This window comes from Candidatus Gillettellia adelgis, from assembly GCA_020541285.1.
GTDB classification, from domain to species: Bacteria; Pseudomonadota; Gammaproteobacteria; order Enterobacterales; family Enterobacteriaceae; genus Gillettellia; species Gillettellia adelgis.
The window spans coordinates 444,135-467,179 of sequence record CP047043.1 but is presented as its reverse complement, the minus strand read 5'-3'; the positions used below and the strand labels follow the sequence as shown (position 1 = coordinate 467,179).

Below are 23,045 nucleotides of genomic sequence, written 5' to 3'. Positions count from 1 at the left end.
TATTTAAGCAACATAACTAGCATACTAATGAGGTGATACAACTTAATAATACTGTTTCCATTCTATGTCAGTCAGTATGCTTGCTGGCTGACGACTCAGATAACGATAAAAAACATCATAAGTCAATACATTTTTGATATAAGCGCGTGTCTCAGAAAAAGGGATACTTTCAATAAACCCTACCGCATCCACCCGCCCTGCAGTATTACAAAGCCAGTTATTCACCCGCGATGGTCCAGCATTATAAGCAGCCGTCGATAAAATACGATTGTGGCCAAATCTCTGATACAAGTGCTCTAGATAACGTGTGCCAATAGTAATATTAATTTTTGGATCAAATAATTGGCTCGAACTAACGTACCCAGGTATAGAAAAAATTTTTACCGTATGTTGAGCAGTATTCGGCATGACTTGCATAAGTCCAGTCGCACCTACGGCAGATTGTGCTTTTGGATTCCAGGCACTCTCTTGTCGAGTAATCGCCATAGCATAGCTCAGTGTTATATCCTTACCATGGGTAGCACGGCGAAACTCCTTAGACCAAGCACGTGGAAAACGTTCTTGCAAATGATTCCATAGTTTTCCAATAATAGTCGCTTGTATACTAAGATCAGTCCATTCTTGATTACAAGCATAACGCGCTAATGCAGCTTGTTCAGCATGGTTGCGGTTGATAAGAAATGAGTTCCATTCACTGCGCGCCCAGTTATCCATATTCCAATAAATCAGTTCACGTACTCGGGCGATCTCTGGTTTACGAAGCAGTGCACTATAAGGTTGAGGTGCAAGTTCTATCCTCACCGGATAAGTGACGTGTAGTTTTTGCGCAGCTACCATCGGATAGAAACCATGTTCACTCATTAAGTTATGTAATATCTCTTCACCCTCACTGCGTTTGCCAGCTTCTAAAAGCATTTTAGCTTTCCAATAGCGCCATTCATGCTTATTTCGTAACTTTAATGGTAAATGCGCTAACCACGTCACTACACCCTTCCGATCATCATAACCTAGTGCCATGCGTACCCGCCGCTCTAATAATGCTGGTGATTGACTGCGCAAAATAACCTGATCGCGACATTGAGCCTGTTCATAGGTAGCAGCACTATTCATGAAACACCATGCTAGTGCCTCTTCTAAGACTATACGTCGGGTATTACTCATTTTTTGTAAACGTACAAGGGTCGGTAGTATAGCCCTAGCGTTTTTCGCATCTTGTCTCGCTAGGCGTTCAAAAACGATAGCAATGATATCGCGGGTAAAATCAGTTGGTACTACATTGCGAGCGAAAGACTCCAATGTAGTGCAATTATCTTGCAAACATACTAGAGCCTTACCTATGGCTTGATAATCTAAAGGTAACTGACGACATAGATTATTAACTAGCATACTATTGCCTTCTTTTAACGCCAGCTTCATACGTTCTAAGATATTAAGAGGTGTTTGTCTACCTGATAGACGCCAAACGTTAAAGAGCTTATTACACGCCCAAGGCTGTGTTTTTCCATCCATCCATAGTTCAGCAGCACCATACCATGCTGCTGACTGATCACCAGTTGCCCATTTAGCATAGTAATAATTACAGCGTGCTACGACTGCTTGAGGTACCCGCGAGCTTAACATGAGCAAAGTGCGCCAGTCCTCACGTCGTGCTAACTCATTAATAAAGCGAGGCACCAATGCTTTCACCGGTGGAAGCGTTGGATTTTGCTTTATAAAAGAGTTGACGTCAGAAAAACTCACGTGACTAAGATTTTGTATTAATTTACGATATTTTAGATAAGGGTAAAGTGGATATTTTTTCAGCGTCGGAAGTAATTGTACAACTATCTCCTCTTGATGACTATCGAATGCCTGCTGAACTTTCTCATAGCGTTGACGCTGAGCATTTAAAGAATCTGCGAGAATTTCGGCGGGAAAGACTATTAAACAAAGCCCTATAGAAAAATACCACCATTTGTCTGACTTAGGCATATGTATGTTCCCCTCCAATTATACCGCTAGAAGTAGCCTGAATATCGAAACTTCAGCTAATAGCTTATTAAGCTATATCCGAAAATAGTCTGCCTTGTTATATTGGTATTATTTAAACACAAATATGCGCGTAATCCTTCAAAATATAAACTTACCGAAAAATAATAATACTGATATCTTCATTACTATAAAAGTAGAAGAAGTGTACTGCCGTACTAAAGCTTAAAATAAAGTCTTAATTTTAGTAATAAATTATGACTATACTTATCAAAATCATATCGAATATTCTGTAGCTAGCTAAATCACATCTCAAATAATCTAGTACCTAAAATACAATCAATATATCTCAGTGATTAAGGTTATAGAACAGAAAATAAACAAGATTCACAGCTATTAACTGATGTAGGTTAGCAAAACTTAGTCAGTTGCATCTTTAATGATTTGGGTAGCAATTTTACTGAATTGTTTTTAAAAACAGCTCGCAACTAATTTATAGTCTCTTACTATTTTGTACGTTGAAGTATTACTAGTTATGTTAAGTATTACTAGTATAGATAGGCGTCCGCATCTCCTGAATCACCTTAAGATATATTGATATTTATAATTACTTTTTACTTTACTTAAAAATAGCAAAAAAAATCAATCAGGTAACAATATTTACCCAAGTTTAAATCGCAATTTCTATAGTATTATAAAACCACCAGCAGGAATGATTCGGATCATATTAGAAATAACAAATTTAAAAGACTTTTATTCAACCATTATGAATAGACTAAATAATTTCACTGTATCATTATAATATCCAACTTAGAAGAAATAACTTCGTTTTACACACGATGATGTAGGTCAAACGATCGATAGTTTGTGCTATACTCTTGGCATAATAATAGTATCTATAGTTTACAGTAAACCTAGAATAGAACTCTTCATGTATTAATATGTATTAGTACATGTTTATGCAATACATATTAGCAGCGTTACTGTGGTAACTTGTACATCACTAACGTAGCGTTAGTACCACCAAAACCAAAGCTATTAGACATTACAGTAGTTAACTGACGCCGAGTTGACTGGGTTACAATGTTCATGCCTACTGCGTGCTTATCTAGATTCTCTATATTGATGCTAGGTGCAATAAAACTATGCTCAGTCATTAAAAGACAGTAAATTACTTCCTGCACACCAGCGGCGCCAAGAGCATGGCCAGTCATAGATTTAGTAGAGGAGATTGCTGGAGTGTTTTCGCCAAATACTTCGCGGATCGCTTTAAGTTCTTTTACATCACCAATAAGAGTAGATGTGCCATGCACATTCATATAATCAATCGGAGTATCAATACGCTGCAAGGCCATCTTCATACAACGTACTGCCCCTTCACCTGATGGGGCTACCATATCAGATCCATCAGAGGTCGCCCCGTAACCTATGACTTCCGCGTAGATATATGCACTGCGAGCTAGCGCATGTTCGAATGCTTCAACCACTACCATACCTCCGCCGCCAGCAATAATAAAACCGTCACGCGCAGCATCATAAGTACGGGAAGCTTTTTCCGGAGTAGCATTATAGTTAGTTGACAATGCACCCATGGCATCAAACTCACAAGCCATTTCCCAGCATAGCTCTTCGCCACCACCTGCAAACACTATATCTTGCTTGCCAAGTTGAATTAATTCAACTGCGTGGCCAATACAATGTGCAGAAGTGGCGCAGGCGGAAGTAATAGAATAATTAACACCGCGAATTTTAAATGGGGTTGCCAAACAGGCGGATACACCTGATGCCATAGCCTTAGTCACCATATATGGGCCAACACCGCGCAAACCTTTAGCACGCATGCCCTCAGAGCCAGCGACTTGGTTACGTGGTGAACCTCCACCAGAACCAACTACTAAACCAGTACGATTATTAGATACCTGATCAGCAGTTAACCTAGCATCTTTAATGGCTTCTTCCATAGAAAGGTAAGCATAAACAGATGCGTCGCTCATAAAACGCATTGCTTTACGATCAATTAAACCATCAGTATTTAGTTTAACATTTCCCCATACATGACTACGCATACCGGAATCTTTTAGTTCCTGAGAGAAAGTGATCCCAGATCGACCTTCCTTTAGGCTTTCCCGAACCTCCTGCTGATTATTACCAATGCTGGAGATGATTCCCAAACCAGTAATCACTGCACGTTTCATTTCATACCTCTTCCATACTTATTGATTTACCTAAGGGATTTTGCATTGTACTTTAGCGTACAGTTATACGCCGAACAAAGCTGATTGACGTTGTCAATTTTATCATCTGACTAATATTATCAAGATTGACGTAGTTTATTACGTTACTAGCCATTAACTATATGTTAAGGCCACAATATAAACAGCAATACCACCTTATGGTAAGGTGGTATATTTCTTTTTAAGAAGTTCAATAACGTTTATTTTTTAATGATAATAAACTAAAAGCTTTCATACGTTGTTGAATAATTATCGACTACTACAGCGACTTATCGATTATAGATACTGATTGTGTATCATAGCGACACTAGCTTTGATATAAGAGTGAACTTTTAACTAAACGCTATCTAATTTAATTAGACACTGCTAAACCTTAAATATTAATACCTGCAATTTATTAGTTTTAATAATTTATATTATAAAAACTGATTTGCTCTAACAAATACATTATAATAGCATTACATATTATACACGCTCTTAATGACGTGATTTTAATATACTGACAACGTCATATTGATGCCTTAAGCCTTATCGGCTTTACACTATCTTAACATGTAGACCGCGATCTATTCTACGATACATATTCCTTTGCTCACTACTACAAATAGCTTCGTTATTGCTCTGGTTCTGATTTTTATAATGCAGATTATAATAAGCTATCTTTAAATACGTATCGTAACTTTACCTAAAGCGCAACATACTGAATGAGAAACTGATCACTATTATCCTGACGACTACCGATTCTCAGGTGTTTTTGTTATATAAGACAACTTCTGATGATAATGGTAACAGCACTATTTATTAATCTTACTATGTCAAGACAAAATTTTTATCATTAATCAAGCGAGGTCAAACACCTAAATAAAGTAAGATCAAACACCTGACCTATAATGTAAATATACAAGCAAGATCAATGACATGTTAAAAATTAAGCAACTAGATACACTGAAAATAACCGCTCACCTAGTGGCGCATAGTAAGAAGCTATCTTATATTACACAGAGCTGTATAATATCACGAATTTACAAGGTTACTGATTACGTTGGATTAAGTAATTTATAGCGCACTATAATAACCAATGTAGCTGCAATAACAGAGAGAATAAGTACTATACTATAATAATCTGAGACAATAATAATCAACGCACCTTGTTAGCATTTCACAAGATGTGTGTTATATCTGTGGTTCTTCTAGATTTTGCTACTTTTAGTGGTGTTTAGCTAGTTATGTAGGTTCTGCACCTTTACACTTAATCTAAGTCCGATTAAGACTATGTATTAATAGCATTACATTAGTACCAGTTATCAGCGAAATGCTATAATACTTTATTGAAAAATGAGTAGCAGGAACATCATGTAAACCTAGTGCATGTTTGACAAAAAAGAACTGGGTGAAAAGAAATGATTAGTGTCGGCAAACAAGGTTCTTAACACATGCTGCACTGCTTACTATTGTCTTGCGATGACTAGCATGTGATATTGGATTATTCAGAGTAGACTCACACATTATCAATACCTAGCGATAGTACTTTTAGTACGCTCATGATATCAATAACGCGTTAATATATGTAACTTATTTATATTCGAAAGACTATGTTCAACGCTACTGGAATAAACATTTAGTAACGAGGATAAAATTTAATTTTCATGGTTTATTACCAACGCGGAATCGTAGAAATTACATCACTGTTCTGAGCGCGTTGTCGCAGCAGATGATCCATGAGTACAATAGCCATCATTGCTTCGGCAATTGGCACTGCACGAATGCCAACACAGGGATCATGTCGGCCACGCGTCACTATCTCTACCGCTTCACCACAACGGTTAATTGTGCGACCCGGCACCATAATACTAGACGTTGGTTTCAACGATAAATGAGCGATCACTGATTGACCACTACTAATACCACCAAGGATACCGCCTGCGTGATTGCTCTGGAAACCCTGAGGGGTTATTTCATCGCGGTTTTCGCTACCACGTTTAGTTACTACAGAAAAACCATCACCGATTTCCACAGCTTTTACTGCATTAATACTCATCAGCGCATGTGCCAGATCAGCGTCTAAACGGTCAAATACCGGTTCGCCTAAACCAACAGGCACATTGTCAGCGATCACACTGATCTTAGCGCCAATTGAGTCACCCTCTTTTTTTAAAGTTCGCATAAGTTGATCAAGCTGCGCTAGCTTTTCTGGATCAGGGCAGAAAAATGGATTCTGCTCGACGTATTCCCAATTTCGCAATTGACACGTAATATTGCCGATCTGTGCCAAATATCCACGTACTTGTACGCCTACTTTTTCCCGTAGATACTTTTTAGCGATTGCCCCGGCCGCAACACGCATTGCAGTTTCACGTGCTGAAGAACGACCACCACCTCGATAATCTCTAACCCCGTATTTTTGTTCGTAAGTATAATCAGCATGCCCTGGACGAAATATATCTTTAATAGCGCTATAATCCTGGGAACGTTGGTCAGTGTTCTCAATCATTAACCCAATACTAGTGCCAGTACTCTTACCCTCAAAAAGACCAGAGAGGATACGTACTTGATCTAGTTCACGACGCTGAGTAGTATACCGAGAAGTCCCTGGACGCCTGCGATCTAAATCGTGTTTTAAATCTACCTCAGTAAGCGGTATACCTGGTGGTACGCCATCAATGATACAACCCAATGCAACTCCATGAGATTCGCCAAAGGTGGTAACACGAAAAATCTGTCCAATAGTATTTCCTGCCATCACGGTTCCTTATCGTTGGTAATAATCATGAGAAACATACTCGTTAGTCGCGGTAGATGCTAAAGTGCGCCTTACAATCAATTAATTGTGGTTTAATCAGCATAAATACACCATTACTACCGTTTTTTAACTTTAGCCAAGTAAACGGAATCTTTGGATATTGTTCTATCAGGCGTAACATATTGTTACCCACTTCACAAATTAGCACACCATCGTGACTTAGGTAATCAGACGCACAAGCCAAAATGCGACGAACTAACTGCAAACTATCATCGCCAGCTAGGAGACCTAATTTTGGTTCAAAATAGAACTCTTTCGGTAAATTGCACATCTCTTTTGTACCAATGTATGGAGGATTCGTAACTATTAGATCATACTTTATTTTAGGGATGTCACGAAATAAATCAGAACAAATAGGGATAACCTGATTCTCAAGATCGTGTGCTTGGATATTATGCTCAGTCACTTCTAGTGCTTCTTTGGAAATATCTACTGCATCCACTTCGGCGTCTGGAAAAATATCACTGCAGGCAATGGCGATACAACCGCTGCCAGTGCACATATCAAGAATTTTTTGCGGTGGATGTGGAAGTAATGAATTAAAACGATCGTTGATTAGAACACCAATTAATGAACGTGGCACCAGCACACGCTCATCTACATAGAATTCCATGCCACAGAACCAGGATTTGTTAGTTAGGTAAGCAACTGGTATGCGCTCATTAGTACGACGAATCACACGTGTTATAATACGACGGCGTTCGTTGGGAGTTAAACAGGCAGTATACATATCCTCTGGAATATCTAATGGCAGAAACAGGCTGGGTAATACTAATTGTATTGCTTCATCCCATGAATTGTTGGTACCGTGACCATAGTAAATATTAGCAATATTAAAATGACTTACAGTCCAGCGCAGCATATCTTGTATAGTATGTAATGTGTTCACAGCTTCATCGACGAAAATTTTTTCCAATTTTTCCTCCAACAGGGACTTATAATTAATAATTTCACCATACTATTTATTCTGCAGACTATAAAAAAATTACGTCAACTTCTTATACTATAGATTATATACTCAATTTTATGTTGATATCGCTTATTTAGGAGATATAATATTTAACTATACGCATGGTGACTGAAATTCTATATCTTTATATTAGTAAATATATTTTATGAAAATATAATTAAATTACATAAAAATATAGAAGCTAATACCTAGCCTCTTCCATCATAAGTTATAAGGCAAAAGAGATATAGTAGCGTAAAAGATTGTCTTATATTTTTGAAGGAAGATACGCGACATGTGTTACTAATGCTTTTTTCATGAAACTGCTATATATTGCGATATCAGAAGGCCTTTTAAGAACCATTAAATAATAAACCTTGCAGTTCCTAAGAGTCTGTGCTAGAGGAACAATAACTAACTAAAGCGTAACAGTTATATTTGAAAAGCTTAATATTATACCACATAAATATAGTTCAGCAAAAACAATTAATATTCTTAAAAGTTTATAAAAACTAAAAGCAGTTAGAAAGCACACTGACCTAGTCTATTGACAACATTTTTCATGTAGAGTACAAGGATGATATAGTGAGATGACTAGCTAAAATCCTGGATAGTAACATTTACACTAATCATATTTGTCAAATATTATAGATTTAATCAAACTAAAACAACATTTTTCACACAGTAATCCGTAATTATAAAAATTCACACTGTAAATGTCTGTCTTACTAAAGTCGAGATACTTACCTAAGAATATAACAAATACATATCATTCTTAATAAAATGGTTTAGCAGGATATAAGTCGGGTAAAACTGAGAAATAATAAACATTAAGGTTTTCTGCCTACCTGATGGTTCTTTACGTTTATTTCTAATAAAAAGAGTATAAAAGTACTTATCAAAAAAGCAAGGAATAACGTCCGTTAAACTTTGCTAAAAGATTGTAAAATAGCATACTACATCTACTCCTTACATATTATAAGGACTGAGTAGGAAATAATTTTCCAGGACTACAATAATTTCTAGAAATTGAAAATATAATTTTTAGCTCATTAAGTTCATTATATCAAAAAATATAGTAGACATTTAATATTCATGCGGTTACTTACGAATCACTTATATAAGTGTTATGATATGATTCATTAGTTAATTCACAAGCTCTTCCTTTTATAATATACTCAGATAGTTTTTGACGCTACTATTATTAGTGTTATCTTATGATTATTTAAAGAGTGACTGATATACTGGTGCATATAGAATACTTAATTAGAATACACGCATTAGCAACACATGTCGCGTGTCTTCCTTCAAAAAATATAAGACAATCTTTTACGCTACTATATCTCTTTTGCCTTATAACTTATGATGGAAGAGGCTAGGTATTAGCTTCTATATTTTTATGTAATTTAATTATATTTTCATAAATATGTGTTATCCCATATAAAGATATAGTGTGTAGCAATTACAGGTATGTTACGCATTTCATGCGGTAGTTCTTTTTATCCTCTCAGTACATTCAGTGATCGCTAGGGAGGTAAATATGTTACGATTTCAATTGACGCCAGGCTTTGATTTTCAGAAGGTTGGCAAAGAAGTGGTGCAAATTGAGCGTGAGGGATTAGCTCAACTTAATTACTATATTGACACAGGCTTTAGCAATGCATGCAAAATCATCGCCGCCTGCCACGGAAAAGTAATAGTAATGGGCATGGGTAAGTCTGGGCATATTGGTTGCAAGATCGCTGCTACTTTTGCAAGCACTGGTACTTCCTCTTTTTTTGTACACCCTGCAGAAGCTAGTCATGGAGATCTAGGCATGGTTACTACGCAAGATATTGTGCTTGCCATCTCTAATTCAGGCGAATCAAATGAAATTTTGACACTTGTCCCAGTATTAAAACGCCAAAAAATACAGCTTATTTGCATGACTAATAATCCGGAGAGTACACTAGGTAAGGCAGCCGATATCCATCTATGTATTAAGGTACCACAGGAAGCTTGTCCATTAGGTCTAACACCAACTACGAGCACTACTGCCACCCTCGTCATGGGTGATGCATTAGCTATTGCATTACTAAAAGCTCGCGGATTTACCTCCAAAGATTTTGCGTTGTCTCACCCAGGAGGTGCACTTGGCCGTCGGCTTTTGCAAGTACAGGATATTATGCACAGCGGTGATGAACTACCATACGTCTCCACTAGCGCATCGCTACGCGATGCGCTAGTGGAGATCACCTTAAAAAAACTAGGAATGACAGTGATCTGTAATCATGCAATGCATATTTTAGGTATTTTTACTGATGGCGACTTACGTCGGGTATGTGAACTTGGCATGAACCTCAACGATGCTAAAATTACTAGTATCATGACATCAGGCGGTGTGCGAGTACCGCCAAATATGCTAGCAGTAGACGCATTGAACGTAATGCAAAGTCATAAAATTACTGCTCTCCTAGTTACAAATGATAATCAGTTACTAGGTGTAGTACATATGCATGACATGTTACGAACAGGCGTTGTTTAATGAGGATATCAAGATGTATCCAGTAGATTATCTGTTATCAGTTAGTAAAATATAAAATCACAATACATTTCAGACAAATCCTTTAGACAATTAATTTTTATGACATAACTATTGAAAGATTGAATCTTATAAAAACCTTCCGTAGCATCAAAATACTAACATGGGACTTAGATACAGCATCTAATTCCTGAACATCGTGTAATGTTAAATAAATGTTGATTACTAGTCTTTTAACAACTGCTATAATTTAGTGCGTTCCTTCGTATTAAATTATCTGCAACAACAATAATCTATTAATCTCTTAGTATTTTAGACCCACATACCAGTGGTTATGCATAACTAATTATATGCAATATATCGGCATCCATTCTAATGAAATAATCGCACAGGATGTAAGTAAGTGTTAGAATTAACGTAATAATATACACTGTACTAACGCCTAATATTTTTATATTGCCTGCTTTCTTGTAGCCAAAGATCAGTAATCAACCTATAAGATAGACTGCTTTTCAAGATAATCAGTTTGATAACTAGAAAATTATTGATATGAGCAAAATAACACGGTGGCTAACTTTATTATTAGCCATAATTATGCTAACACTAATTGGTTGGAATATCGCAGACGTCAATAATGATACCACACTACATACAACTAACAATAAGACCCCTACATATCAAAGTCAGTGTACAAACACCGTAGTTTATGATTCAAATGGTCAGCTCAGCTATAAGTTAATTGCAAAAAATATGCAGTATTATGCCACAAGTAAAATAACTTGGTTTACTGAACCAGTGGTAATACTTTTTAATAAGAATACGTTAGCAACGTGGTCAATATATGCTGATCGCGCTAAATTAACTAATCATCATAGATTATATCTTTACGGTCATGTAAAAGTAAACAGCTTAATTGCTAGTTTGCAATTAAAAAAAATTAAAACTGACAACGCTCAGGTTAATCTGAGGACCCAAGATGTATCCTCTAATGATAAAGTAATATTTTATGGAACACACTTTACTTCTAGTGGGATGAAAATGCATGGAAATCTTCGAGAAAAAACCGCTGAATTGATTAATAAGGTTCAAACAACATATGAAATTAAAAATCAATAAAACACTTAAAAATCTGTTCATTGCAAGTGTAGTTTTTTTTATTATGACAGCTGTCCTAGCACGTACATCCGACGCTAATCAGCCAATCGTGATTGACTCACTCAAACATTTCCTGGATATACAGAACAATATCAGCATATTTAGCGATAACGTAATAATCAAACAAGGCACTATTAATATTCATGCAAATAAGGTGCTAGCCACCTATCCGCATCACGATCAAAAAAAAACTTATATTGAAGCATTTGGCAATCCAGTTACTTTTTATCAACTACAAGATAACGGTAAACCAATTACAGGTTATGCTAATAAAATACATTATGATCTAGCAACACAGTTTGTGACTTTAACAGGTGATGCTTGTTTAGGACAATGGGACAATCATGTAAAAAGCGATCTTATCACCTATCTAGTAAAACAACAAAAATTACAAGCATTTAGTAATAAAGGTAAACGTGTAATTACAGTTTTAGTGCCGTCTCAATTGCAAAACAAAAAATAAAAAACACAGGAGTAACTCATCATTTATGGCTACACTCATCGCAGAAAATCTAGCGCAAGCCTATAAGGGGCGTCAAGTTGTTAAAGATGTGAGTCTGCAGGTAAAAACAGGTGAAATCGTTGGATTATTAGGGCCAAATGGCGCAGGGAAAACTACTACCTTTTATATAGTCGTAGGCATCGTTCAGCACGATGCTGGACGTATCGTACTGGATACAGAAGACATCAGCCTGCTTCCGCTACACGCTCGTGCGCGCCGTGGTATCGGTTATCTGCCGCAAGAGGCTTCGATCTTCCGTGGCCTGAATGTCTCTGACAACTTAATGGCAGTATTAGAGATGCGTGCTGATCTCAGCAATAAAGATCGCGTTAACCGCGCCGAAGAATTAATGAAAGAATTTCATATTCTCCACCTACGCAAAAGCCTAGGCCAAACATTATCTGGCGGTGAACGCCGCCGCGTCGAGATTGCCCGTGCGCTGGCTGCTAAACCAAAATTTATTCTATTAGATGAGCCATTCTCTGGCGTTGATCCAATTTCTGTAATCGATATTAAAAAAATCATTAGTCACTTACGTGACATTGATTTAGGCGTCTTAATTACTGACCATAACGTCAGAGAAACACTAGATGTATGTGAGCGCGCTTACATTGTTAGTGAAGGTAAACTAATTGCCCATGGTACACCACATGCTATTTTGACTAATGAACAGGTGAAACGCGTTTATTTAGGTGAAGAATTTCGCCTATGAGTAGTAGCAGAACATACAACACGAACGTTAAAAACGCAACCTGAAGGTTATAACATAAAACTTATTAATTAACGTTAGCTAAGAGCTGACTAAGCAATCCTCAATCATAATAAACTATTTTTTATTATCATAGTTTGAAGGAGAATATTTTAGAGAAAGAGACAAGCAGCGTGCAAGCAATCTACTCTTCATAAGAAGAGTATTCTACGTGATTTAATAAATGCATACACTATAACAACCTTAAAGGTATAAAATCTTAACAACTAGAATAAGATAAAAATCTAAGAGCAAAAGTTGAATTCCTTACTAGAAGTGACTTGCTGTATCTTTAATTAGTAACAGAAATCTTTTCCAAGAGCATCAAGAATTAATGAATTTTGGAACTTTTAGATATTATGAAAGCCATAAAATATATGGACAATAATTTTACATATCATGTACTCAGAACGTTCTGCTTAGTCACATAGTATAACTGTGTTACAATATTCATTGTTTATGACGCGCATGCTAAAATCAGTATACAAAACATCTTTGACAATAATGTGTAATGTACTACATCATTAATTCAACAATAAATCCAGCCATACTATTATGTAGCAACCATACATGATCACTTTTTTACAAAGGAATGGCGTTAATATAAAGTATTTTAGCCTAGCATTAAAATGCTGTATCTATCTCAGAATCAAAGCAATGTAAACAATGACTTATTTTTCTCTTAAAGAGAAGACATCGTTACATAACTGAAGAATATTAAATGCTACATTCATATTAGTGCGCCATTACTCTGATTTCTCACGAATACACTTATTAAACTCCAACATTATTTTTTGGCTGTATTATCTAAATATATTTAAATTATAAATAAAAAAACTCTTTAAACTACAATACATCTAAACAAAATTACGTCTCTATTTTAGGAGATAGAACCTATATCCTGTATACTGCATATTACATATATATTATCTTTCCTTTCTCTTACTTCAATTACGAAATAATATACATTCTTTTAGATAGTTATATAGTGATATATTGTTAGTCTCTCCGGAAACTTGTATTCTTAGGATATGTATTTAAATACTTTCAGATATAGAGATACTCTTACATGAAGAGAAAAAATAACATCATCATATTTCATTGCCTATTTCTTTAAATACATTACGTATACATAGTAAGTGCCAAAACAATCTAAAATGAGCGTACTAATTAAGTCAATATAAAGATAAACTCAAGAAATACTGAAATTTTACAACACTTTCATCTAAAACCTTGCTTTAGGTAGCCCCAATAATGAATGCTCTACCTATCAGAAACTACTCTATACGGTAATCAGAGTGAAAATAGGCGAAAAATCATTTTGCTATGATATTCTTTAGCTCCGTCGTTTTAAGTGAAAATAAAATGAACAACGAATATAGACAATTAAGCTCAGTGCTAAACATTAAGTGCACTAAAAGCGCAGTACATTGCACTACTAAAAACCGAGCTTTAGAGATTATCAGTGAGCTGGCGGCTATTCAACTCAACCTACCTCCATTAGTAGTATTTAATGCAGTGCTTACCCGCGAGCGCATGGGTAGCACTGGCATCGGAAATGGTATCGCTATTCCCCATGGTAAATTAGAGGCGTTTGTACCAAAATCTATGGGTGTCTTTATACGTCTTAACCACCCTATTGCATTTGATGCGATCGATAACCAACCAGTTGATTTATTATTTGCGTTATTATTGCCAACGGAGCAGTGCAAAACGTATTTACACACCTTATCGTTAGTTGCTAAACGCTTGGCCGATAAAACTATCTGCCGTCGTCTACGCGAGGCACAAAATGACGCAGAACTTTATCAAGTTATCACTGAGTGATAATGCGTTAACGCGAACTGTTGTCAATATAGCAAGCATCATTATTCCCGAATAGATACTGTTCTATGCTGGAATAACAATATTTATTGTATTGACATTATTGCATACTGCAACAACTACCCATATTTAGGGTTTACATTGATCTATAATGGTTAGAAGTCAGTTAATAATTAAAAAACTGTATTGCTATATTACAACTTAACTCTACCTTGTTTCTGAAGGAAGAGCACACTCGTAGCACAACAGATCAAGCTATCAATCTAAATTATTCTAACATCAATGTTAGGACTAGGTACCTCTGTAATGGATCACAATAAGAAATACTCAAATTGACCAAAATCCTTAATCATATCAAGTATAAAATGAACAAGTTCAAGCAGTAAGATGTTAAAAAACAATGCAATCCTAAAACTCTACTACACATTTAATATCAAACTTATTCAATAATTTCAGTAATAAATAAACATAAAAACATGATATTGGATCATATCCCTGTGCTAAATTTTTAACATTTATTATCGTAGTAATCAACAGTCACATGGTAAAATCAATCTATTAAATGCTGCATGTGTTTTTTAATGCGTTCGACTAAAAGAAGTCTGCAACGCGCTATTAGCCTTGCCGTTATCACCAGAAGTATAGCATGCCTCATCACTTATACCGCTGCTATAAGATTATAATGCATTGTTGATTGCCTACTTTTAGTGCATGAACAGCTAGTAATCGCTGACTTGCTATCTTAAAAATACAAACCAGAGATATAGATATCGTAACACCTTAAATGTTCTTAAGTATTATTATTCGGCGATGGCGCGATATCTATCTAATCAGTCATATCATTTATATACAACTTAGTACAAACTAAGCCATACTGAAGATGATCTTAACAATATTGTTTTATTAAATTTTCGTGCTAATTACAAAAATGTAATAAATAACATAGAAGCCTTTGTAGTCGCTTACTATAGTACTCTACAAGCCAAGAAGGTTTTTATAATCACTAGAAATTCAGTAAATGCTAGAGCAATATTACATAAGAGCAGTATCAGTTAACAAGAGAACTGTTAAAATAAAAGACCAATAGAGCAACGTTTAATGCTCAGAGCTCAGAAGGAATTAAATAAGCTAGTATTAGCTGACTACATCGGAAACCACTATAGCCTATAAATATCAAATCATACGATAACATACGATCCTATGAAGCTTATAGAGATTAAATATCCAGAAAATCAAAAGATCATATATAAACTGGTCAGGTAAAGAGTCAGCACTGACTAAGCTACCATATAAGTTACGTAAATAAGAGGAGAGTTACCAGATGGTACTGGTGATTGTCAGTGGCCGTTCCGGTTCAGGGAAATCAGTCGCTTTGCGCGCACTTGAGGACATGGGTTTTTATTGTGTTGATAATCTTCCGATAGTATTATTACCTCAACTTGCCAATACACTAGCAAAGCACGATAACTCTGCTGCAGTGAGCATTGACGTGCGCAATATGCCGGTCTCACCGGAGACATTAAAATATGCTATCACTCAATTACCTAGCAGCTATTCACCACACCTACTCTTCCTAGATGCTACCCGAAATACGTTAATTCGTCGCTATAGTGATACACGGCGACTGCACCCACTTTCTAAAAAAAATCTATCACTAGAAAGCGCTATTGATAAAGAGCGAGACTTACTTGAACCGTTACGATCATGGGCAGATTTAATTATTGATACCTCAGAAATGTCAGTACATGAACTGGCGAAAATATTACGTAACCGCCTTCTCGGTAAGCCTGAACGTGAGTTGACCATAGTACTGGAATCCTTCGGCTTTAAGAACGGCATCCCAATCGATGCCGACTATGTATTCGACGTAAGATTTCTGCCAAATCCCTATTGGGACCCTATGCTGCAACAGATGACTGGTCTAGATAAACCGGTAGCATCATTTTTGATGCAATATACAGAAGTGCATAACTTTATTTATCAGACACATAGCTATCTGGAAAAATGGCTTCCAATGCTAGAAAATAATAACCGCAGCTATTTAACAATAGCAATAGGCTGTACTGGTGGTAAACATCGTTCAGTTTACGTAGCGGAGAAACTAGCTAATTATTTTCGCTCGTGTGGCAAAAGCGTACAATCTCGCCACCGCGCGCTAGAGAAACATCAATACTGACAATTAAAAAAATCATTAAAATCATAAATAATACGGATATACACATCCACCCAGCAACGAACTTATTCAAGCTCATACAAAATTTCCATGCTGAGATATTACTCTATAATAATAAGGACACTGAAGCTAAGACTAGGAACACGCTCACAATATTAATGTTAAATTCTAAGCAATGTTAAGATATCATAATCCAAGCTGCCAGTGTAAATGAGAGAAACTCTCTGGATGCTATTATTAAATTTTGCACTTCCAATTCTTATAAAAGACTACAACCTAAAAAGCATTGCATCCTTATTCATCCGCGCTTCTCTAAATATACATTCGCGTGACTATCTCAATTAAATAATTCTACTTTCTTCAAAACCTCGTAGATAAGAACAATATATTAAACATTAAGCGCTATATTTAAAAGTAACATAATATAACAACCAGTCTTGACCCAATATAATATGCAATTTACATTGATGAAAGCTACAATATGCATAAACTACGCTAGATGTCATTTTTAATAAAATGATTTTTGTTTCACAAGCCAATAAAAACGATTAAAACTTACTAATAATATCTGAATATCTTAAAGCATAAAGTTATAAAACATATATACAATATTCAAATAAATAATGCACTCTAAAAAAATTTACTGTACATATGAGATAAGTTCACATAACATTTTTGATAATACACGACGCTAATAGCATGATACGAGATTGTATTACAAGATTGAATTTTCATATTTATTGTACTCACTATCTACAACGGTAAGCTTAGACTAAGCCAATGAGCTAAATGCGAGATTCACTACATTATGCACGGTAATCATAAGAAGCTTACATGACAAAAGCCACAATGCGGGAATCGTTAACATTGCGTTTATTATAATTTTTATCTCTAGAGTAAAGTCAGTTGTTAATTAAACATATGACTCATAAAGAAACAGTAATTTTACCGATTTTAACGAAACACTACACACTTAGGAGAAACAAATACGTTAAAATCCTGCAGTTTCTTGACCGTCAATTAGAAGTCATGATAGTTAAACTCACTCCATAATTCTGATATTCAACGCATCTAATCGAGTAAAAACTGAATTGATTTAACGGTAGTGCTACACTTGCACTATTCTTTAACCGATGCACTAGGCAATATATATTTTATTCAACTCCCGTGTTTATTGTCTAAGCATTTTAGATAACGTAAAAACTTAGAAGATAAAATTATCCAGTGGAAACAAATTTAATGAAAAGAAAAGACCAAAATTCTAATCATTCGAGACAATGATGAGTATAGAGAGAGGCTATACAGAACACTGACACAGCACTCATGATAACTTTTAGATTCTAAGAAATGCATATTCAAATTAATGAACTTTATTGTAAATATATCTTTATTTCTTTCAACGCTAATCAGACCAAAATATGTAGAGACAGCAATCAACCCGTAATAAGCACAAACACATTACTCATATTACTACTATACTTGAGTACAATAAAAAGCAATCATAGATAGAGTATAGTAGGATTAAGAATAATAGTGTAGTGATTATTGTAGCCCCGAGAGTCTTAATCGTGCTAGCAGACTAGTTTGAGGATAGTTACAAGCCATGTGGTCATTAAAATAAAGATTCCGGCAATACAATTTAGCTAGAGTGTTGATATTTTTATTACTTTTATTCATCTTACTATCAGTCCATTAAAACTTTCACATACACCGAAATAGTGACAAAAAGAGGATTTAGTGATAACGACGAAGGCAATAATTGCTAAATATACTCAATTGTTGAGTTGTAAATATGATTGACCAAATCAGACAAAATAGAAACATTCTGTGTTTTAACTTTTACAAATTTTCTAGCAACAAACTAAGAACGCAGCTAAATATAAAAAATTATAATCATCACTCTCATGATATGAGTGTAAGCTAAAATTCGTAAACATTTCCTCGGCATCTATTGCGTATTTTACGCTCAGCAACTGCAAAAGCAGAAAATCATTGGTGAATGGTTAACAAAGAAAATTATAACTAGGATCGCAAGCTATAGAATCATAAGTAAGCGGGTTCTGATAAAATGATTAATAATAGTTACGCTGATATTCTTAAAAACAATCTTCCAAGTTAAGAATTAGATATAGAGCTAAAAATATTTATATAACAATAAATGTAAGCAGTAGAATGTTCATAACTTTCAAAACGTTTGTCACTACAATTCTCGATGATCATTCACGCAACAATTAAGATCAACATTAGCAACACGCGGGGAGGTCTCTGCATACTTGGTTGGTGAACAAAAAACTATTAACAGTATTAGTGATGACTACACTATAAAGTAGTAAAATAGGATAGATAGTACAGAAGTACAGTAGAGTGCTCAAGTGACTTGAATTAATATCATAATGTTCTTATACTACTGTAGTAACATCTACACTGGGATGTTTGCCAGGTTCAACGAAAAACTAGAAACTACGGTGAGACAAAGATCATTAGTAAAAAATAACAGCCATAATAAGTAGAGGAATGAAACTGCCTACCTGTTTTAATAAGCAAAACAGTAAGGTGGCACCTACAACCACGCTATACCAGCTTACTATCTAAATAGAGTTTATTCGATGTCAAATAGTAGCAGAAAGCAACATTTAAGAAGAGAAGGGTACTATTTGCGCAGTCTCTACAAATATCGCTAAAAATACAGTCGTAAAACATAAATTTTCCTAATATACTATACAATATTAAGCAATATTTGATGGTAATATATCGATTTAAATCAGACAATAGTCACTGTACATTTCATATATATCATCTTAATAGTTTACCACTTGTTATATTTGTTATACATTAAACGATATATTTACTTTATTAATCGATATATTTACTTAATTCACTAATTCTAGTGAGTGACGAAGATTGATGGTGCGAGAAATTTGTGACTCTTATACCTCAGTTAAACCGGAATCCTAACTGTGCAAAATTCTTTAATTTGACTCATAATTCATGTATGCCTCATACTCTTATTCATATGAATGATGCTAAAGCACATGCTTCTCAGTATTAACTGATGCTTTATTTTTTAATAATCAAACGTTATCTTTATAACTATAAAGCAACATGCAATAAAGATAGAAAAGAACATTTGCATTCTCTATTATAAATTTCTCGATAAAAGATCATACAATTACATAAAGTGATGTTAATAACTTCTAAGATCTAAAAAAGTTAATATGATTAACCCGGATTTTCGCCTACATAACTTTTTTATATAGCAATATGTTGCACATACTTAAATCATAGCAATATAAAGCTGACAAGCAGGGTGTTAAAAATGTATGGATGTGACATAGACTATATAAATTATTACGTATCTGATAGCTAATATAATGAAAGATATTTAAAGAATTCTTTTTCTAGTGAATAATTAATAATTTATTTACTACATTGTTCTGTATTGCAATCAATCACTACACAGAAAAGTTTCTTCTGTAAGTCAATCGTATAGCTTGCCTTATGAATATAGCGCAGTAGCATAATAGATTTCTGTAGAAACATACAAATCTACATATAGAGAAAAATTTAAATATTACAAAAAGATCCTATTTATTGAGAGTGCATATATGAAGCATAGCACACAGATGATATATAGTGAGCTTCATTTCCAGGAAAACAACTGATACATATCAGTGAACATCATGCTTTGCGAAATATTATAAACACAATATATTTAAAATGATGTAACCAAGATAATACGCTGAGCACATTATACCTTAAATAACGAACATTGCTCGTTTAAAATTATCAGGTAGGAACCTACTGGAAAACATAAAAGATGTATATGATCTTTTAAAAAACAAATGATAACGATAGAGCACTAGTAATACTAGGCGACCAAGATACATATTGAGTACTGCTATTTTCCTTTATATATTGTCAACTAAGCCCAATTTTAAAACTACAGCGTGTAACATGTTCAAACATAAGAAAATAATTACTGTGTCGCTATCTAAAAGGTATTCAATGAAATATACTATAATTTACATTATATATACTTATACTATATCTATGTGTTATATAAGTTTCTGAAAACACTGAGGACAGTACAACTAAGACAGGTAATATTTATCTCTTAATGTATCAAGTATATTCTGGTCTTTCCATAACTGATTATCAGGCACTAATAACACTCTTAATGAGTTAGTAACCTACTTGACTTAACACAAGCACTGAGTCGAATTAACGTCAAAGCAGCTATATGTATTAATCGTTAAACACTTATATGAATCGTGCGCTTAGCAGATAAAAAATCCACACATTAAATCTGACAGCATGCTAGTATAGTTCATTGATATTAGGATTTTTACATGGATTTTAATACGTATATTTTTAATATACCATGCGATTTTCCAGTCATCAAGACTAAGTGGCTTATTTAGGCTTACTAGTATCAGATGATCACTAAAAACGCTTAAAATATACTACCCTACATGATCACGTTATTTAGACGGTGCTGGTAGAAAAATCAGAATAGATTCTTAGCTCTAATCCTCACCCTTTGCTTTTCTGCAAATAAAACCTGCAATACGACATATAAACTTTAGTAACCTAGATTAACGCCCGCCACTGCCAGTGGATGAACGATGTATACCGCGTATTATAGCCAAAATACCAACCCTAGTAATTATAGTTAACTTTCATGCATGACGACACACTAACGGAAATCAGCTAGTGGCGTGCACTTTTTATTGCTTCTAAGTAAACTGGAAATATCTGAGTAATTTCATTATCAAGTGGTAATAATGATATAGCTTATCGCTAACGAATACGTTACTGGCTATCGCACCTATACTAGTTTTTACAGATCACGTAACAGTAGGAAAGCGCATCGCCCGGATAGGAAAACTGCTAACAAATAATACGATATTGTAGATCTTCAGTATTAATAGTTATAAGCATGCTTAATTGAGGATACTTTTGGATATTTCATACTCATCCCTTCGAAGTGACGTATTTATGATTACGCACCATCAATCCCAATAATCCAATATGCTTTAAGCATTTCTGTAGTGCTTAATGTTAAACGCTAGTATTTATTAGTTTGTTGGAGTAAATGTAAATGCGATAACAGCCTAATACCAGATTATTACACCATGAAACTGTTACCATAATACCAATTGCAAAAATCAGTTTTCGACTATAAACCCTAGCCACAGTAAGCTAAAAAGCTATATCGGATACCACGCAAGGCGATTTTTACTCTCAAGTTTCTATACTGCACTGCAGATACGTTATTATACGCATTACCGTAACCGCTAGCTATCTTATATCCATCACTACTTTAACAACTTTATTAAGCTGCAATTAATAGAAGCAATACTAAACCCAGATGTTGTTCTTTTAAAACAGCTGTTGTATCTTCGCTACAATCATCTCAGCCATCCTACTTAAGCTAAACCGAGCGCTATCACTTTTCTAATCATTTCTCCGTTACTACAATCATATCATATTATTTTTAATAATGTACCATACGTTGCATTATCTTTTCGTTTAAAAAATATCTTTAGCCTGCACAAGTATAGAATATATCTAGAGTGCGTCAAATCTTGGATCAAGTTTTAGAATGTAGGATTTTCAGCACTGTCATATTACTATTCAATAGTAGTCGTCCCCAGCACATTATATAGGTTAAATAACATGTTATATGTTCATATTGCAGAATAGGATATTAACAACGTTAATGTTATATATTAAGTCTACAGTGACTAGATAAATTAATATAATTCATAAAATAAGTAATTCTTGCATAGTACATTTTGACCTCAAAGAGACAGGGAAATCGATAAAACTACTATACTATACTACAGACACCTACGAGATTTTTGGATAATCAAAAAATGATTGTTCGCTATATTATGATAATGAAAGGTATTGTAAGAACACCCGTGATAACCATTGATGTAAACAGCAATGTAGTCTCTGATGAATAATAAGCATCTTTATAATCACTTAACGTTAGCGGATATGTGTTTATATTAAAATTTTCTACATCACGTGCTAAATAATCCACTATAGCACAAAAGACTCGTAACTTAATTATGAACATTAGCTTTTAAAAAGCTAAAATATCCTTAACTTCCGAAAATATATACAAAACCCTTATTTTTTTTATTTCAAGCATAAAATGTT

Annotated in this window: 11 protein-coding genes; 7 read left to right on the top strand and 4 right to left on the bottom strand. The window is 34.7% G+C overall.

Going from position 1 to position 23,045, the window contains the following annotated elements:
• Positions 1–42: 42 nt before the first annotated feature.
• The 4 genes from sltY to prmB all read right to left on the bottom strand — a co-directional run bounded on the left by sltY (position 43) and on the right by prmB (position 7,918).
• Positions 43–1,971 (bottom strand): murein transglycosylase, encoded by a 1,929-nt coding sequence (gene sltY / locus GIY03_RS00970; protein ID WP_457913849.1) that lies wholly within the window; start codon positions 1,969–1,971, stop codon positions 43–45.
• Positions 1,972–2,948: 977 nt separating this feature from the next.
• Positions 2,949–4,163 carry a beta-ketoacyl-ACP synthase I gene (gene fabB / locus GIY03_RS00965; RefSeq protein WP_457913848.1) on the bottom strand — a complete coding sequence of 405 codons (1,215 nt, stop codon included), beginning with the start codon at positions 4,161–4,163 and terminating at the stop codon, positions 2,949–2,951.
• 1,693 nt (positions 4,164–5,856) lie between these two features.
• Entirely contained in the window at positions 5,857–6,942 is a 1,086-nt protein-coding gene (aroC, locus tag GIY03_RS00960; RefSeq protein ID WP_457913847.1) for a chorismate synthase, read from the bottom strand.
• Positions 6,943–6,985: 43 nt separating this feature from the next.
• Entirely contained in the window at positions 6,986–7,918 is a 933-nt protein-coding gene (gene prmB, locus GIY03_RS00955; protein WP_457913846.1) for a 50S ribosomal protein L3 N(5)-glutamine methyltransferase, read from the bottom strand.
• 1,573 nt (positions 7,919–9,491) lie between these two features.
• On the opposite strand from prmB, the gene kdsD reads away from it, so the two are divergent.
• The 7 genes from kdsD (at position 9,492) to GIY03_RS00920 (ending at position 17,056) form a co-directional block, all read left to right on the top strand.
• A complete protein-coding gene (gene kdsD / locus GIY03_RS00950; protein ID WP_457913845.1) occupies positions 9,492–10,475 on the top strand; it encodes an arabinose-5-phosphate isomerase KdsD in 984 nt (327 codons plus the stop codon).
• A gap of 546 nt (positions 10,476–11,021) precedes the next feature.
• Positions 11,022–11,588, top strand: coding sequence for an LPS export ABC transporter periplasmic protein LptC (gene lptC / locus GIY03_RS00945; protein WP_457913844.1), 567 nt, complete (start codon positions 11,022–11,024; stop codon positions 11,586–11,588).
• Complete coding sequence (lptA, locus tag GIY03_RS00940; protein WP_457913843.1) at positions 11,569–12,090, top strand: lipopolysaccharide ABC transporter substrate-binding protein LptA; 522 nt, start codon at positions 11,569–11,571, stop codon at positions 12,088–12,090. Before lptC ends, lptA begins: the two co-directional genes overlap by 20 nt.
• A 25-nt stretch (positions 12,091–12,115) precedes the next feature.
• A complete protein-coding gene (gene lptB / locus GIY03_RS00935) occupies positions 12,116–12,841 on the top strand; it encodes an LPS export ABC transporter ATP-binding protein (protein WP_457913842.1) in 726 nt (241 codons plus the stop codon).
• Between the two features lie 1,401 nt (positions 12,842–14,242).
• Positions 14,243–14,704: a PTS IIA-like nitrogen regulatory protein PtsN gene (gene ptsN, locus GIY03_RS00930; RefSeq protein ID WP_457913841.1), complete on the top strand. Its 462-nt coding sequence runs from the start codon at positions 14,243–14,245 to the stop codon at positions 14,702–14,704.
• A 1,318-nt stretch (positions 14,705–16,022) separates the two neighbouring features.
• The gene (gene rapZ, locus GIY03_RS00925) at positions 16,023–16,877 is read left to right on the top strand and encodes an RNase adapter RapZ (protein ID WP_457913840.1); all 855 of its coding nucleotides are present in this window, start codon (positions 16,023–16,025) and stop codon (positions 16,875–16,877) included.
• Positions 16,823–17,056 (top strand): HPr family phosphocarrier protein, encoded by a 234-nt coding sequence (locus tag GIY03_RS00920; RefSeq protein WP_457913839.1) that lies wholly within the window; start codon positions 16,823–16,825, stop codon positions 17,054–17,056. Before rapZ ends, GIY03_RS00920 begins: the two co-directional genes overlap by 55 nt.
• Positions 17,057–23,045: the final 5,989 nt, after the last annotated feature.